The following is a 14,792-nucleotide window of genomic DNA, read 5'->3' as shown; positions in this document are numbered from 1 at the left end:
TTAGTGCCGAGACGATGGCTATCCCATGACCGGTAGCGACCATCTCCTCGAAATCGGCGAACCGATCTGGCAGGCCCAGAAGACCCATCCGTTCGTCGTCGAACTCGCCGACGGCAGCCTCGACAGCGACGCCTTCGCACACTGGATCAAACAGGATTATCGGTATTTGCAGGATTACGCCCGGCTGTGGGCACTTGCGGGCACAAAAGCCCGCGACGAGGCACGGATGACCGCCCTGCTGGATGTGGCGCACACCATTCTCGACACCGAAATGGATCTGCATCGGTCGTTTGCGGCCGACTACGGCATCTCACAGGACGAACTGGAAGCGACCGAGAAGGCCCCGACCTGTGTCGCTTACACGAACTTCCTGCTGCGGACGGCCTACGAGGGGAGCATCGCCGAGATCGCCGCCGCGCTCTACCCCTGCATGCAGGGCTACCTCGATATCGCCGACCACATGGCCGAGTTGGCTGACGAAACCCACGAGTACACGCCCTTTATCGACACCTACACCGGCGATGAGTTCCGCAAGGACGTGGCCTGGGGCCGGGGGTTCGTTGACGACTGCTGGGAGCGATACCCTGGCGAGCGCGAGGCGATGGAGGAGGCATTCCTCACCAGCGCGAAACTGGAGTACAGATTCTGGGAGATGGCTTATACCGTGGAGGACTGGGGCCTATGAGCGGTGATTCCTTCGTTGACTACGCCGCCGACCGCGACGAGCCGCGGTTCACCGACTGGCTCCGCGAACGAAGCGAGCCGGTCTGGAGCGACGCTGTCGATCACCGATTTACCCAGGAACTGGGCGCGGGCACCCTCGACGACGAAGTGATGGCTCAGTATCTCCTCCAGGATTACGCCTTCGTCGACACGCTGGTCGGTGTCTTCGGCTACGCCGTCGGGCAGGCTCCGACGATGACCGAGAAACGCCGGTTCGTCGAATTCCTCGATGTCATCACCGATGACGAGAACGACTACTTCGAACGCTCATTCGACGCGCTCGACGTGCCCGCCGAGCGGTGGCAGGCCCCCGACCGAACCGCAGCGACGGAGTCGTTTATCGATCTCCTCCTCGCGGCGAAAGCACAGGGCGGCTACGCCGAAACACTGGCTGTGTTGGTGCCGGCAGAATGGATCTATCTCTTGTGGGCGACCCGCGAGGCCGGGGATCGCCCCGAGCCGTTCTATTTTGCTGAGTGGATCGATCTCCACGCCAACGACGGTTTTGTCGCCTTCGTCGAGTGGCTGCGCGAGCAACTCGATACGATCGGCCCGACGCTGTCAGCGCGCCGCCAGCAGCGTGTCGCGCGGCTCTTTGAGCGGACGGTTGACCACGAGGTTGCCTTCTTCGACGCCCCCTACGACCAGGCCGACGAGCGGTAGGCTACTCGTCGGTCGACGAAAGCTCCGCCCCGTCAAACTCGTCCAGAAAGCCGCGGTACTGGCAGACGTACTCGTCGCGGATGAGCTGTTCGTCGACGACTTCGAGGCCGAGGCGGTTGAGCTCCGTGCTGATCCGGTTGAGGTCGTCGTGGTCGCGGCCGATGGCGTTGACGTAGACGTTTCGCTGGCCGGTCATCACCTCCCGCACCGCGGTGACACCCTGAATCTCGCGGGCGTCGGCGGCGAGGTTGTCGCGCTCGGGCACCGGCGCGGTACAGATGATCTTGGTGTACAGCGGGTAGCCCGCAAGGTCGTAATCGATATCGATGTGGTAGCCGCGGATGATCCCGCTTTCTTCGAGGGTGTTGAGCCGGGTGCGGATCGTACTCGCCGAGAGATCAAGTTTGTCGGCGATCTCGCTGGAGGAGGTGTGGCGGGCGTCCTGCTGGAGGTGATAGAGGATCGCACGGTCGACCGCGTCGAGTTCGCCGTCCTTCATTGGGTATGGCTGTCGAACGGCACTGACATGAGTGTTGGGTAGTGGTTAGCGACGAATCCGACGGACGCATGGCGGTAGCGGACACCTCAACACGAGAACTGTGGATGTGCTTCGCCAACTCAGCGAAATAAGTGTTATTCTGGAGATAGTGTCCATAGTTGGCGTGCAAGATGGGGTGCGCGAATGCAGCCAAACAGAGACCGATCGACGGGAGAGATCGATCACTCAGTACAGGAGTAATAATGTACAGGTCTCTGGATGCGAAGTTATTGCGTGCTAATGGCATAGCCTGTTATGCCGAGCCCTATTGAGGAAAGACCCGCGAGCGAGGCGAACCCGATCGTCAAAATCCCCGAAAAGAGGGTTACACCCACAATGCCAGTAATGAATGCAAGTGCAAATACGAGTCCCATCCCGACAAGAGGTTTATTCACATATGTATTGTATGAACTGTTTCACAAAATAACTATTGGCCAGGCACTTTTCAGCGACCAGCTGTTTTATACAATAATATGTCCGAAGAAGAGGATTTCAACAGAGCCTTCTAATGAATTGATATCGTTGTATACCTTGTGCACGCATTTGTAAGCAATTACTCCTCTGTATCGCTCACTCGGCTATCTATCAATTACCCTATAAACTGATTCGCCAACTGCTGAATAGAACGCGCAGACGCTGCAACGATGCTCGGTCGAAAAGCACTCACGCAGTCCACTGTCCTGTCGCGGCCAATTGGTAGTGACACAGTATTTGGCTGACCGTCGAGTACGGTGACGAGCGTATCTTGCACTGTCCGCACGGACGAAGACAATCTGACACGCGGATGAGAAACCACCGACAAGGTTATATTCTCATACAGCTTATGTAAAATGAGTGATAAAAATGGCATCGTCTACTAACCAAGCAGTCGAACGTATTGAGCGGCCGACCGGTGCGAGTCGGTGGAACTACCTTCGTGTAGGAGGTCTGGCCGCACTCATTGAGGCGGCCATTTACGTGGCTGGTATCGCGTACTTCCTCGTCATCCTCGATTTCGCAAGCGTCACTGGGGTACTCCAAGAGATCGAACTGTTCGTCGCGAATGAGACGAGTCTGTACGCGATGTACCTGCTCATCTACGTGGTCTTCGGTATCGTACTGGTGGCACTCACGCTGGCACTTCACGAGCATCTCAAAGCCGACGCACCGATGCTGATGCGGGCGACGACCGCATTCGGGCTCATCTGGGCCGGTCTCGTCATCGCCAGCGGGATGATTGCCACCCTCGCGACGGGGGTCGTCGTCGACCTCTACAGTACTGATCCAACGCAGGCGACCACGGTCTGGCTGGCAGTTAATCCGGTCATCGACGGGTTGGGCGGCGGTAACGAGATTATTGGCGGGCTCTGGACGCTACTCGTGAGCGTTGCCGCGCTGCGAGCGCGGGCTCTCCACCGACTGGTAAACTACCTCGGGTTCGTGGTCGGGACTGTAGGCATCCTCACGGCGGTTCCAGTACTCAGTGAGATCGGCGGTGGCATCTTCGGGCTTACCCAGATTGTCTGGTTCGTCGCTCTCGGCGTCCTCCTACTAAGCGCAGGTGGCCGTGAGGCGTCCGCACACCTTCGTGAGGAGTGATGCGACCGATGCTGGTGTGAGACGAAGATGGAGAGGGTGCTAAATACACGCTCTATATCGGTCACTCTCACACACACATCAACGACCGGATAGAAATAGTCGGCGAGTGCTGAAGAGACGGCGCGTATCGGGCAGTAGAAGCAACCCATAATGCAAGTGGGACTATTTGGTCAGTATAGCAGGTATGGGAGATTCATAGAGAGTGTGACACAGAGTACGGCCATGCTCATATCTGGCTATTATATGGCAATAGCAGGTTTCCCTCCACGCGTATAATAGCTGGATATGAGCGAAACTGACAATTTCCATTACGAACCTCCTGATGGCGAACCGCTTAGTACAGCCGTCGTTGAGGCCGTCGCAATTGCCCATGACGAAACTATCCTCGAACAGGAATGGCTCATCAGCGACGACATCAATACCGACGCACTTGATACGCTCTTTCAAGACCAGAAGCTCAAAATGTCTCTCCAGTTCGAAGCCGATAACGCAACTGTCACGATTGTCGCCGACGAAAGTGGTAACCCCGTCATCACCATCCAATCACACCGCTAACGGCACACATTTACTGCTCAATTGTTCCACCTACGGGTACGTGATGGAACCACACCTCGCTGCTGACTACAATCTCTATATTTTGCACAGATCGACCTTCCATATCTGAAACAGGTCGCGCTGTCTGTCTTTGGCAAGAGCCACTGTGGAACCAGGGCGGCAGTGACGGATCCACGCCTATATCCCCCTATCAATGTCAATATACCTTATATTGGGTTCTTATTTTGACGGTTCGTCAATAGAATCGTCCTGTTTATACGGATGCGTCACCAAGCCGCCGATAAGCAACGTCCCTCCATGAAGGAACTCGAACGCGACCTCGGTCTGCTGTCGGTGTTGGCGATCAGTATCGGCGCGATGATCGGCAGCGGGATCTTCATTCTGCCGGCCCTCGCCCTCGATATCGCGGGCCCGGCGGTCATCCTCGCGTATCTGCTGGCCGGCCTGCTGGTCGTGCCGGCCGCCCTCTCGAAATCCGAGATGGCGACGGCGATGCCGGAAGCCGGCGGCACCTACATCTATATCGAACGCGGGATGGGACCGCTGTTGGGGACGATCGCCGGCGTCGGCACGTGGTTTTCGCTGTCGTTTAAGGGCGCGCTCGCGCTCGTCGGCGGCGTTCCCTATCTCCTCTTGCTGTTTGATCTCCCGTTGCAGCCGGTCGCGTTGGGGTTGGCGACGGTGCTCATCCTCGTCAATCTCGTCGGCGCGAAACAGACCGGTCGCCTTCAAGTGATCATCGTCGTCGTCATGTTGGCCGCCCTCGGTTGGTTTGCCGCCGGCAGCGCGCCCCAGGTGCAGACGGCCAACTACGCGAACTTCTTCGGCGACGGCCTCTTCGGGCTGCTGGAGGCCACCGGCCTGGTGTTCGTCTCCTATGCCGGCGTCACCAAGGTCGCCAGCGTCGCCGAGGAGATCGAATCCCCCGGCCGGAACATCCCGCTCGGGATCCTGGGATCGCTGGTGTTTACGACCATCCTCTATGTCGCCATCGTCGCCGTCCTCGTCGGCGTCACCGACCCCGGCAGCGTCGCCGGCTCGCTGACGCCCGTTGCCGTCGCCGCGGAAGCGACGCTCGGCGAGTGGGGCGTCATCGCCGTCATCCTCGCGGCCATCCTCGCGCTCATCTCGACGGCCAACGCGGGCATCCTCTCCTCATCGCGGTACCCCTTTGCGATGAGCCGCGATCAGCTCGCACCGCCATCGCTGTCGACGATCAGCGAGCGGTTCGGCACCCCGGTCAACTCGATCACGCTCACCGGCGCGGTGCTGTTGGTGTTGATCGCCTTTGTCCCCATTCTCGAAATCGCCAAGCTCGCCAGCGCGTTCCAGATCCTCGTGTTCGCGCTGATCAACCTCGCTGTCGTCGCCTTTCGAGAGGGGAGTATGGCCTACGAGCCGGAGTTCACCTCGCCGCTGTACCCCTGGATGCAGATCTTTGGCGCGGCCAGCGGCCTCCTGTTGTTGACCCAGATGGGGACGATCGCGCTTCTCGGTGCGGTCGCCATCGTCGTCGGCAGCCTCGTCTGGTATCTGCTCTACGTCAGCCCGCGCGTCGACCGCGAGGGGGCGGCGACCGACGCGGTGCGGCGGCGTCTCGGCCGGGACGTGCTCGCGGACACCGAATCCGCCGTCGACGAGGGGTCACGGGAGGTGCTGCTCGCGCTCACCAAGGAGCTCGACGCCGACCGCGAGCGATCGCTGGTCGCGCTGGCGGCCGACACCGTTCGGCCCGACGGCGGCCGCATCGTCGCCGTCCGGTTCCAGGAGGTGCCCGATCAGGTGCCGCTCACCGAGGAGCAAACCGTCCAATCCTCGGCGGATCGCTCCTTCGAAACCCGGATGGGCGACTACGCCGCGGAGATGGGTGTCGACATCGAGCCCGACGAGATCGTCAGCCACGACACGAAACACGCCGTGGTCAACTTCGCGGCCGACCGCGGCGTCGACACCATCATCGCCGAACACGAGCCGCTCCGACTCCGCTCGCGGCTGTTCGGCGATCCAATCGACTGGGTCGTCCGCCACGCACCGTGTGACGTGTTTCTCGTCGATAACCTCGGCTACGACGCGCCGGCACAGATCGCTATCGCCGGCGACGACGGGCCGTACCCGCCGCTGGCGGTGACGCTTGCGGGAGCACTCGCCGACGCCAACGACGGCGATGTGACGCTGTGGCATCCCGCGGGACAGCCCGGAACCGACCAGTACGAGCGCACGATCGACGACTACCAATCGGAGCTCTCAGCGCTGTTGTCGGTGCCGGTGTCGGCCGAGCCGATCAGCACCGACGGCGGCCAACCCACAACCCCAGATGTGTTGGTTCGGCGCGGTGAGGTCAGCCGTCTCAGCGATGTCGGCGGCGACGGGCTGCTGTTCCCAAGCCCGGGCTGTACGTCGATCACGGTCTACCCACACGAGTCGCGTCGGCCGCCGCTGGGTCGCCGGCTGTTGGAGCGGCTGACGTTCAGCCCGTGACGACCCAACCGGCGTGATCCGATCTGGCCCCGTTGGGCCGCGCGGTCGTCGCCGGGTTCAAGGGTGACCACCACCCTTGCTCGGACAACGATGAAGGCGGCTGCCGCCGGTGTCGACGGGTCGACGCTGCTGGTCAGCGGGCTCGCCGGGAGCCTGACGCCGGAGATCCTCGTTGTCTTCGGGATCATCCTGCTCGCGCTCGTTCTCTTTGTCACCGAGTGGCTCCCGATCGACGTGACCGCCATCCTCGTCATGGTGTTGTTGATCCTGTTGGGCCCCGACGGCGTCGTCAACCTCACCCAGATCACGACGACGGAGGGTGTCTCGGGGTTTTCGAACCCGGCGACGATCACTGTGTTAGCAATGTTGATCCTGAGTTCGGGGATCAGCCGGACAGGCGTCGTCCAGATCCTCGGCCGGAAGATGGCGAACTTCGCGGGCGACAGCCTCAACAGGCAGCTGCTGTCGACAATCGGCGTCGCCGGCCCCGTCTCGGGGGTTATCAACAACACGCCGGTCGTGGCGATCCTCGTCCCTGTGGTGTCGGATATCGCTCACAAGGGCAACACCTCGCCGTCAAAGCTGCTGATGCCGCTGTCGTTTGCCTCCATGTTCGGCGGGATGCTCACGCTGATCGGCACCTCGACGAACATCCTCGCCAGCGACGTGTCGGCGCGGCTGCTCGGCCAGCCGTTCGGGATGTTTGAGTTCACCCAATTGGGCATCGTTGTCTTCGTTGTCGGCTCGGTGTACCTGCTGACGATCGGCCACCGGCTGCTGTCCGAGCGCGTCCCACCGGAGGAAGACTACATTCAGGAGTACGATCTCGAACCCTACCTAACAGAGGTCGTTGTCACCGAGGAGTCGCCGATGGCCGGCAAAACGGTTGGCGACGCCATCGATTCCGCCGAATTCGACGCCGACATCCTCGGGCTCGTCCGCGACGACGAGACGACCATCGAACCCTCGCAGTTCACCCGGCTCCGGGCGGGCGATACCCTTCGGCTGCGCACCGACCGCGAGACGCTCGACGAGCTCGTCGAGGGCGAAACTCTGACCGCCGCGGGGACGCCCGAGACTGACGCCGAACTCGAACCCGACGATGCAGTCGACCAAACTATCGTTGAGGTCGTCATCCCGCGGGGCTCGTTTCTGGCCGGCGAGACGCTGGCGAGTTCGACGTTCCGCCAGCGGTACGACGCCACCGTGTTGGCGTTCCGGAGTCGCGGCGGGACGATCCAACAGGGGATGGATCGCAAGCGGCTCCGCGTCGGCGACACGCTGCTGTTGCAGGCCGATCCCGACAGCATCGATCGGCTGTCGCACAACAGTGATTTCATCGTCGCCCACGAGCCCGAACGGCCGGAGTACCGCACCGAGAAGATCCCTCACGCCGCGGCGATCATGGTCGGCGTCGTCGGCCTCGTCGCCATACCCTTCGAGACGATCGGCGCGTGGCTCGCGGCGGCGACGGGGGTCGCCGCCTTCGGCGCGTTGTCGGCGTTTTCGCTGCCGATCATGCTCACGGCGTTGATGGGCGTCGTGGCGATGGTGGCGACCGGCGTAATCAAGGCCACCGAACTGTACGACGCCGTTGAGTGGGACGTAATCCTGCTGCTTGCGGGGATCATCCCGCTTGGGATCGCGCTCGAACAGACCGGCGGGGCCGACCTGCTTGGCGCGCTTGTCGCCGCGACCGCCAACTACCTCCCGGTGATCGGCGTGCTCTGGGTGTTCTATCTCTCGACGGGGTTGATCACGGGTGTGATCTCGAACAACGCCAGCGTCGTGTTGATGCTCCCCGTCGCTGTCGAGGCGGCGACAGCCATCGGCGCGAACCCGTTTGCGTTCGTCATGGCGGTCACCTTCGCGGCCTCGACGGCGTTTCTGACACCGGTTGGCTATCAGACGAATCTCTTTGTTTACGGGCCGGGCGGCTATCGGTTCTCGGATTTCCTCAGAGTTGGCGCGCCGCTGCAGTTGCTGCTGTCGGTGGTGACAGTGCTCGGGATCGCGTTCTTCTGGGGGCTGCGGCCCGCGTAAGGTCGCTACGAGGACTCACTCGACTTCGATTCTGTATCGGGCGGGTCGTCAACGACGTGGTGGGGCCCAAGTGGGCCATGCGTTGGACAGACGCCGTCGATCGTGGTCGCGTTGAGACAGCAGGCGCGCTGCTCGCTTGCGATGGCCCCCTGCCGGAGCGGTGATCCACAGAGCCGGCAATAGCCGTCATCGCTGCCCATGAGGCGTGTTGGCGTGGAGCTGGGATATGTGTCCTGGTCGGCACGTCCCACTCCTCAGTGAACGCTCGGCAAGCCTCGGCGTCGATATCGACACCGCCGACAAAATTCGCGCCGTGTTCTTTGAGGCGGTCGGCGTGGTGGTGGCCGATCCCGCCGAGGCCGACAATCCCGACTCTGACTGGCGGTTCTGACATACTTGCCGATGGCTACTGGCGCGGTCGGTAAAACGGATGGTTCCGTTCGGCCGAAACTGCACACGCTCCAGATTAGATTAGTCTAATTTATGTATTCGATAGTAACAACTATATGCGCTCATCCGTGCTGTCTATGTACGATGGCCGATCACACTCCGTCCGGCATGCTCTCCCGCAGACGTGCGGTTGCTGCAGGGGCAGGACTCCTCACTGCCGGTTTCGCTGGCTGTGCGGGCGGGCAGACTGTTAGCGACTCTTCGAGCGACGGCCCCGTCGCTGTTGCCTCGTTTTTCAGTTTCTATGACTTCGCTCGCAACATCGTCGATGGCACCCCGGTCGAGGTGGAAAACCTCGTGCCGACGGGGCTCCACGGCCACGGCTGGCAACCGAACGCGAGCGTCACCCAGCGTATCATCGAAGCCGACGCGTTCATTCACGTCGGCGCGGGCTTCCAGCCGTGGGCCGACCGCGCTATTCAGACGATTCAGGACGACGAGGTCGACACGCAGTTGATCAACGCTCGCACGGGCGTCGAGTTGGCCGATCTCGCTGCCTCGCTTGACCCCGAGGAAGAGGGCGTCGGCGACCAACAGGGCAAGGATCCCCACTTCTGGCTTGATCCACAGCGTGCAAAGACCTCAATCGACAACATCACCGACGGACTCGCCGAGCTCGCGCCCGACCATGCCGGCACGCTCCGCGAGAATGCGGCGACGTACAAATCCGAGACGATTGAGCAGATCGACGCGGATTATCAGGCGATTTTCGACGCCGCCGACCGCGATGTGGTGCAGCTGGCAGCCCACAACGCCTTCCAGTACATCGGGCTGCGCTACGGTGTCCAAATGCGCCCGCTCGTGACGAACCTCGCTGCGAGCGGTGCGGTCGCACCGGAGGACATCACGCAGGCCAAGCAAGTCATCGCCGACAACGACATTCGGTACATCGCCAACGGCGTTTTCGAGTCGCGGCGTCCGGCGATCCAACTGATCGAGGAAACTCAAGCCGAGGCGTACTTCCCGGTCACCCCGTACGCCGGCGTCCGTGAGAACTGGGTCGAGAACAACTGGGGCTACGAGGAGATCGCCTACAACATCAACATGCCGACCTTCGAGGTCGTCCTCGGGAACAAACCGCCTGCCGAGGCCGGCCCAGACGGCTGGGCGGATACGTGGAGGAACTTCGAATGAGTGCCGACAGCGACGCAGAGCCGACCAGTGGGTCTCCGTCCTCCGTACGGACTCCGCTCATCGAGATCGACAACGTCGACTTCGGCTACACGGCGACGCCTGTCGTCAGGGATATTTCGCTGCGGATCGATGCCGGCGAGTACGTGGCTGTCGTCGGCCCGAACGGCTCGGGCAAATCGACACTGATGGAGCTCATGCTGGGACTCTTAGAGCCTGATCAGGGGACAGCCCAGCTGTTCGGCGAACCCGCCCACAAGTTCGACGACGGCTCCCGGATCGGCTACGTCGCCCAGCACGCCAGTGCGTCCAAGGAGATGCCGATCACCGTCCGCGAGGTCGTCAAGATGGGGCGGTTCCCCCACGTCGGCTTCGGTCGACTCTCGGATTCCGACTGGGATATCGTCGACCGCGCTCTCGACACCGTCGGGATGTCGGCGTTTGCGGATCGGCGAGTCACACAGCTCTCGGGTGGCCAGCGACAACGGGCGTTCATCGCCCGCGCCCTCGCCGGCGAGGCCGACCTTCTCGTCCTTGATGAGCCGACCGTCGGTGTCGACGCCGAGTCCGTCGAGGCTTTTTATAAATTGCTGGAATCGCTCAACGACGAGGGGATCACGATTCTCCTGATCGAGCACGACCTCGCGGCGGTCACTGACCACGCCGACCGCGTCGTCTGTCTCAACGGCGAGGTCTACTTCGATGGCCCAACTGAGGAGTTCGTCGACAGCGACGCGCTCGCGCGCACCTTCGGGGCTGTCACCACGACTCCCGGTGATGCGACATGAGCGAGGCGGTGGCATTCCTGCTACAGGGTGGATTTGATGCCGTGTTCAGCCCGCTGTACTGGCTCCTTGATCTCTGGTCGGTGTTGATGTCGTGGCTCGCCGGGGCGACCGGGCTTAAACTGCTCCAGTACGAGTTCATGCACCGGGCGATCCTCGTGGGACTCTGTATCGGTGTCATGGCACCGCTGATCGGTACGTTCCTCGTCCATCGCCAACTCGCGCTCATTGGCGATGCCCTCGCGCATACCGCCTTCGCGGGTGTCGCCGTCGGCCTCTTTCTCAACGCCGTCATCGACCTCGGTGTCTCGCCGTACCTGACCGCGGTCATCGTCGCCATGCTCGCCGCGCTGTTGATCGAACTCATCTCCGAGGCGACCGACGCCTACAACGATGTCTCGATGGCGATTGTCCTCTCGACAGGGTTCGCCCTCGGCACGACGCTGATCAGCATCAACGCCGGCGGGCTGACCGTCAGCGTCGAACAGTACCTCTTCGGCAACCTCTCGACGGTCACGACGCAGGCCGCCGCGATTCTGCTGGTCTTGTTTGCCATCATCATCGCCGTTGTCGCGGTGACACGGAATCAGCTGCTTTACGTCACCTTTGACGAGACAGCCGCCGCGGTCTCGGGGCTCTCGGTGAGTTGGTACAACCGAATTATGGTCATGTTGACCGCGCTCGTCGTCGTCGGCGCGATGCAGATCATGGGCGTGATTCTCGTCGCGGCGATGCTGGTCGTCCCCGTTGCCGGCGCGACGCAAGTCTCCCGCAGCTTCAGCGAGGCGTTGCTCGTCTCGGTCGTGCTCGCCGAACTGTCGGTGATTCTCGGGATCGCCGTCGCCTTTTATGCAGGTGCGACCGCCGGCGGCGTCGTTGTCCTCGTCGCCGTCGCCATCTACGCACTCGCCGTGATCGCCGGCAAGCTTCAGACCGTCATCGGCGAGACGGCGCGCCCGAAGATGGACAGCATCGATGCCGAGGCGACCGAACAGCCCGGCGATTGAGCGTGCGGCTGCGGTCGCTCTGTGCCTGTCCCGCCCTCACTCGACGAGATGCCGCGTTGCCAACCCGACCAGATGCGGAGCCTCGGGCAGAATGATCTCCTCGGTCGCCAACTCGACGGCGTTGGTGCTGCCCGGCAGGACGAAGACGGGCGTGTCGCGGGCGATGCCGCCGGTCGCCCGGCTAGCGATGGTTCGCGGGCCGATCTCCTCATACGACAGCTCCCGGAACAATTCGCCAAAACCCGGTAGCTCCCGGTCGAAGCGGTTTGCGACGGCGTCCGGTGTCACGTCGTCGGCGGTCGCGCCGGTACCGCCGGTCGTAACGACGAGATCGACCGTCCGGTCGTCGAGCATCGCGTCGAGTTCGCGCCGGATCGCCCCGACACGGTCGGCGACAAGTCGGCGGTCGACGACACGGTGGCCCGCCTCCTCGAACAGCGATTCGATGTGGTCGCCGCCGGGATCGTCGACCGCGCCGTCGGCCTCGGCCCGAGATGTTGAGACCGTGAGGATCGCCGCTTGGAGCGGGGAGACGATATCGTGCCCGTGGTCGTCGGCGGTTCGGCGGTCGGGATCGGTCGTCGGTGTGGGGGCCGAGCTGTCGGTCATACCGGCTGTGCGGTCGCCGATCGCAAAACGATGGCGGCTACTCGATGCTGACGAGCGCGACGGCGACGACCGCCAACCCGATCCCGAGCAGCTTTCGCGGCGTCGGTGCCTCCCCGAGGACGGCAATCCCGATGATCGAACTTGTCACCAGAAACATCCCGAAGATGGGCGTTACCACGCTGACCGGACCGCGGGCCAGCGCGCGGTAGTACGCCAGAATCCCGACGGTGAGACAGATGCCGGCGGCGAGGATGTAGCCGGCATTCGGCCCGCGGAGATGTGACATGACCGGCTGATCGGTGGCGACGACGAGTGTACCGACGACACCGATCAACAACCCGTTGGTGAGCAGCATGGCTACGTCGCTCGGCACCGCGTTCGGCCCCGTTGTCGCCACCCGCAACAAAACCGGGACGAGTGTGTACCCAACCAACGCTAGGAGTGCCCACGGGAGATAGCTCATATCCGCGTTCGGTTCGCTGCGATGATAGCGGTTCTGGATATCGTTGCGGCAGCTCCCTCGACGGGGTGCCGGCGGAGTGTCGCAAATGATATGCAACCCGGGGCCTCACCACATGTATGGACGAGAAACAGGAACTCCTGTCGCTGCTGTCGACCGATGCGCGGGAGGATGTCGACGACATCGCCCGCCAGCTCGGTACCGACCCCGAGACGGTCGAGGGGCTCCTCGATGAGTTGGAGTCGGAGGGCACCGTCCGCGGCTACCAGGCGGTCATTGACTGGGACAACACCGACAGCCAGCGGGTCGCCGCCTTTGTCGAGCTCAACGTCGAACTCGACCGCGAAACCGGCTACAAGGAGATCGCCGACCGGATCGCCAAGTTCCCCGCGGTCGAATCGCTCCGGCTCGTCTCCGGCGATTACGACTTTGCGATCGAGGTGACCGGCGAGTCGATGCAGGCTGTCTCCCAGTTCGTCTCCGAGCAGATCGCACCCATCCCCGAGATCACCCAGACGGTGACGCACTTCATCATGGAGACCTACAAGGAGGCCGGCATCGACTTCGGCGACCGCGACGACGATGACCGCCTCTCTGTTTCGCCATGACGCTCCAGCCGAACGACCGCGTCGCCGACACGCCCGAGTCGGGTATTCGAAAGTTCTTCGAGCTCGCCGAGGAGCGCGACGACGTGATCTCGCTGGGCGTCGGCGAACCCGACTTCTCCGCGCCGTGGGCCGCCCGCACCGCCGCGATCCACTCACTGGAGGCCGGCAAAACCTCCTACACCGCCAACCGCGGGAAGCTGGAACTCCGCCGTGAGATTGCTGACCACGTCGAGCAGTGGGGCCACCAGTACGATCCCGACAGCGAAATCCTCGTCACGACGGGCGCGAGCGAGGCGGTCGATCTCGCGCTCCGCACCTTCGTCGATCCCGGTGATCGGGTCGCTGTCCACCAGCCGACCTACATCTCCTACAAGCCGGGGGTTCGCTTTGCTGGCGGCGAGCCACTGCCGGTGCCGACAGGTGCCGACAACGATTTCGTGTTGACACCCGAGGCCCTGCGCGAGGCTGGCGCGGCCGACGCCGACGCGCTCATCCTGTGTTATCCGAACAATCCGACCGGCGCGGTGATGGACGCCGAGGAGATCGCCGCTGTCGCCGAGTTCTGCGTCGACAACGAGATCGACGTGATCGCCGACGAGATCTACGCCGCGCTCACCTACGACGGCGAGCACACATCGATCGCAACGATGCCGAACATGCGGGAGCGAACGGTCGTCATCAACGGCTTTTCGAAGGCCTACGCGATGACCGGCCTCCGGCTGGGCTACGCGATGGGGCCGCCCGACGCGATCGAGGCGATGAACCGTGTCCACCAGTACACGATGCTGTCGGCGCCGACGACCGCCCAGTACGCCGCCATCGAGGCCCTGCGCAGTTGCGAGGAGAGCGTCGACGAGATGGCGACCGCGTTCAATCGCCGCCGGCGGTTTGTCCTCTCACGGTTCGAGGAGATGGGACTGGACTGCTTTACCGCCAAGGGCGCGTTCTACGCCTTTCCGGCCTGCGGCGGCGACGACGAAGCCTTCGCCGAGAACCTCTTGGAACAGGAGGGCGTCGCCGTCGTTCCTGGCAGTGTCTTCGGCCCCGGCGGCGCGGGCCATCTCCGGATCTCGTATGCGACGGGGATGCGTGAGCTCAAAACAGCGATGAACCGGATCGAAGTGTTCGTCGGTGATCGGTGATCGAAGTGTTCGTCGGTGACCG

The 14,792-nt window shown here is 62.7% G+C and carries 15 protein-coding genes and 1 pseudogene; 11 read left to right on the top strand and 5 right to left on the bottom strand.

What is annotated here, in order from left to right; translation table 11 throughout:
* Positions 1–25: 25 nt before the first annotated feature.
* Both tenA and EWF95_RS10160 read left to right on the top strand, forming a co-directional pair.
* Complete coding sequence (gene tenA / locus EWF95_RS10165; RefSeq protein WP_142443971.1) at positions 26–685, top strand: thiaminase II; 660 nt, start codon at positions 26–28, stop codon at positions 683–685.
* Entirely contained in the window at positions 682–1,386 is a 705-nt protein-coding gene (locus EWF95_RS10160; RefSeq protein ID WP_142443970.1) for a TenA family protein, read from the top strand. The genes tenA and EWF95_RS10160 overlap by 4 nt, the downstream gene beginning before the upstream one ends.
* A 1-nt stretch (position 1,387) precedes the next feature.
* Here EWF95_RS10160 and EWF95_RS10155 read toward each other — a convergent pair whose 3' ends face one another.
* Positions 1,388–1,885: an Lrp/AsnC family transcriptional regulator gene (locus EWF95_RS10155; protein WP_142443969.1), complete on the bottom strand. Its 498-nt coding sequence runs from the start codon at positions 1,883–1,885 to the stop codon at positions 1,388–1,390.
* An 882-nt stretch (positions 1,886–2,767) separates the two neighbouring features.
* Here EWF95_RS10155 and EWF95_RS10150 point away from each other — a divergent pair.
* The 4 genes from EWF95_RS10150 to EWF95_RS10135 all read left to right on the top strand — a co-directional run bounded on the left by EWF95_RS10150 (position 2,768) and on the right by EWF95_RS10135 (position 8,578).
* Positions 2,768–3,502 (top strand): DUF4386 family protein, encoded by a 735-nt coding sequence (locus tag EWF95_RS10150; RefSeq protein ID WP_142443968.1) that lies wholly within the window; start codon positions 2,768–2,770, stop codon positions 3,500–3,502.
* Between the two features lie 285 nt (positions 3,503–3,787).
* Complete coding sequence (locus EWF95_RS10145) at positions 3,788–4,057, top strand: HalOD1 output domain-containing protein (protein ID WP_142443967.1); 270 nt, start codon at positions 3,788–3,790, stop codon at positions 4,055–4,057.
* A gap of 297 nt (positions 4,058–4,354) precedes the next feature.
* The gene (locus EWF95_RS10140) at positions 4,355–6,535 is read left to right on the top strand and encodes an amino acid permease (protein ID WP_142443966.1); all 2,181 of its coding nucleotides are present in this window, start codon (positions 4,355–4,357) and stop codon (positions 6,533–6,535) included.
* A 90-nt stretch (positions 6,536–6,625) separates the two neighbouring features.
* Complete coding sequence (locus EWF95_RS10135; RefSeq protein WP_142443965.1) at positions 6,626–8,578, top strand: SLC13 family permease; 1,953 nt, start codon at positions 6,626–6,628, stop codon at positions 8,576–8,578.
* Between the two features lie 5 nt (positions 8,579–8,583).
* Here the strand turns inward: EWF95_RS10135 and EWF95_RS10130 are convergent, their stop codons facing one another.
* Together EWF95_RS10130 and EWF95_RS13770 are read right to left on the bottom strand one after the other, a co-directional pair.
* Positions 8,584–8,778: a hypothetical protein gene (locus EWF95_RS10130; protein WP_142443964.1), complete on the bottom strand. Its 195-nt coding sequence runs from the start codon at positions 8,776–8,778 to the stop codon at positions 8,584–8,586.
* A 35-nt stretch (positions 8,779–8,813) separates the two neighbouring features.
* Positions 8,814–8,972, bottom strand: a pseudogene (locus tag EWF95_RS13770) (Gfo/Idh/MocA family oxidoreductase); the annotation flags it as partial.
* Between the two features lie 140 nt (positions 8,973–9,112).
* Between EWF95_RS13770 and EWF95_RS10125 the strand changes: the two are divergent.
* From EWF95_RS10125 to EWF95_RS10115, 3 genes are read left to right on the top strand one after another with little or no spacing between them, the layout of a single operon-like run.
* On the top strand, positions 9,113–10,162 hold the full coding sequence (locus tag EWF95_RS10125; protein WP_142443963.1) for a metal ABC transporter substrate-binding protein: 1,050 nt from the start codon (positions 9,113–9,115) through the stop codon (positions 10,160–10,162).
* Positions 10,159–10,947 carry a metal ABC transporter ATP-binding protein gene (locus EWF95_RS10120; RefSeq protein ID WP_142443962.1) on the top strand — a complete coding sequence of 263 codons (789 nt, stop codon included), beginning with the start codon at positions 10,159–10,161 and terminating at the stop codon, positions 10,945–10,947. Before EWF95_RS10125 ends, EWF95_RS10120 begins: the two co-directional genes overlap by 4 nt.
* A complete protein-coding gene (locus tag EWF95_RS10115; RefSeq protein ID WP_142443961.1) occupies positions 10,944–11,951 on the top strand; it encodes a metal ABC transporter permease in 1,008 nt (335 codons plus the stop codon). Before EWF95_RS10120 ends, EWF95_RS10115 begins: the two co-directional genes overlap by 4 nt.
* 36 nt (positions 11,952–11,987) lie before the next feature.
* Here the strand turns inward: EWF95_RS10115 and EWF95_RS10110 are convergent, their stop codons facing one another.
* Together EWF95_RS10110 and EWF95_RS10105 are read right to left on the bottom strand one after the other, a co-directional pair.
* A complete protein-coding gene (locus tag EWF95_RS10110; protein WP_142443960.1) occupies positions 11,988–12,560 on the bottom strand; it encodes a MogA/MoaB family molybdenum cofactor biosynthesis protein in 573 nt (190 codons plus the stop codon).
* 37 nt (positions 12,561–12,597) lie between these two features.
* A complete protein-coding gene (locus EWF95_RS10105; RefSeq protein ID WP_142443959.1) occupies positions 12,598–13,023 on the bottom strand; it encodes an EamA family transporter in 426 nt (141 codons plus the stop codon).
* Positions 13,024–13,139: 116 nt separating this feature from the next.
* On the opposite strand from EWF95_RS10105, the gene EWF95_RS10100 reads away from it, so the two are divergent.
* Both EWF95_RS10100 and EWF95_RS10095 read left to right on the top strand, forming a co-directional pair.
* Positions 13,140–13,628 (top strand): Lrp/AsnC family transcriptional regulator, encoded by a 489-nt coding sequence (locus EWF95_RS10100; protein WP_142443958.1) that lies wholly within the window; start codon positions 13,140–13,142, stop codon positions 13,626–13,628.
* Positions 13,625–14,770 (top strand): pyridoxal phosphate-dependent aminotransferase, encoded by a 1,146-nt coding sequence (locus EWF95_RS10095; protein WP_142443957.1) that lies wholly within the window; start codon positions 13,625–13,627, stop codon positions 14,768–14,770. Before EWF95_RS10100 ends, EWF95_RS10095 begins: the two co-directional genes overlap by 4 nt.
* Positions 14,771–14,792 lie beyond the last annotated feature (22 nt).

The organism is Halonotius roseus, assembly GCF_006861655.1.
Taxonomy (GTDB): domain Archaea; phylum Halobacteriota; class Halobacteria; order Halobacteriales; family Haloferacaceae; genus Halonotius; species Halonotius roseus.
Note: the sequence above shows the minus strand (reverse complement) of the source record. Positions and strands in the feature narration are given on the sequence as shown.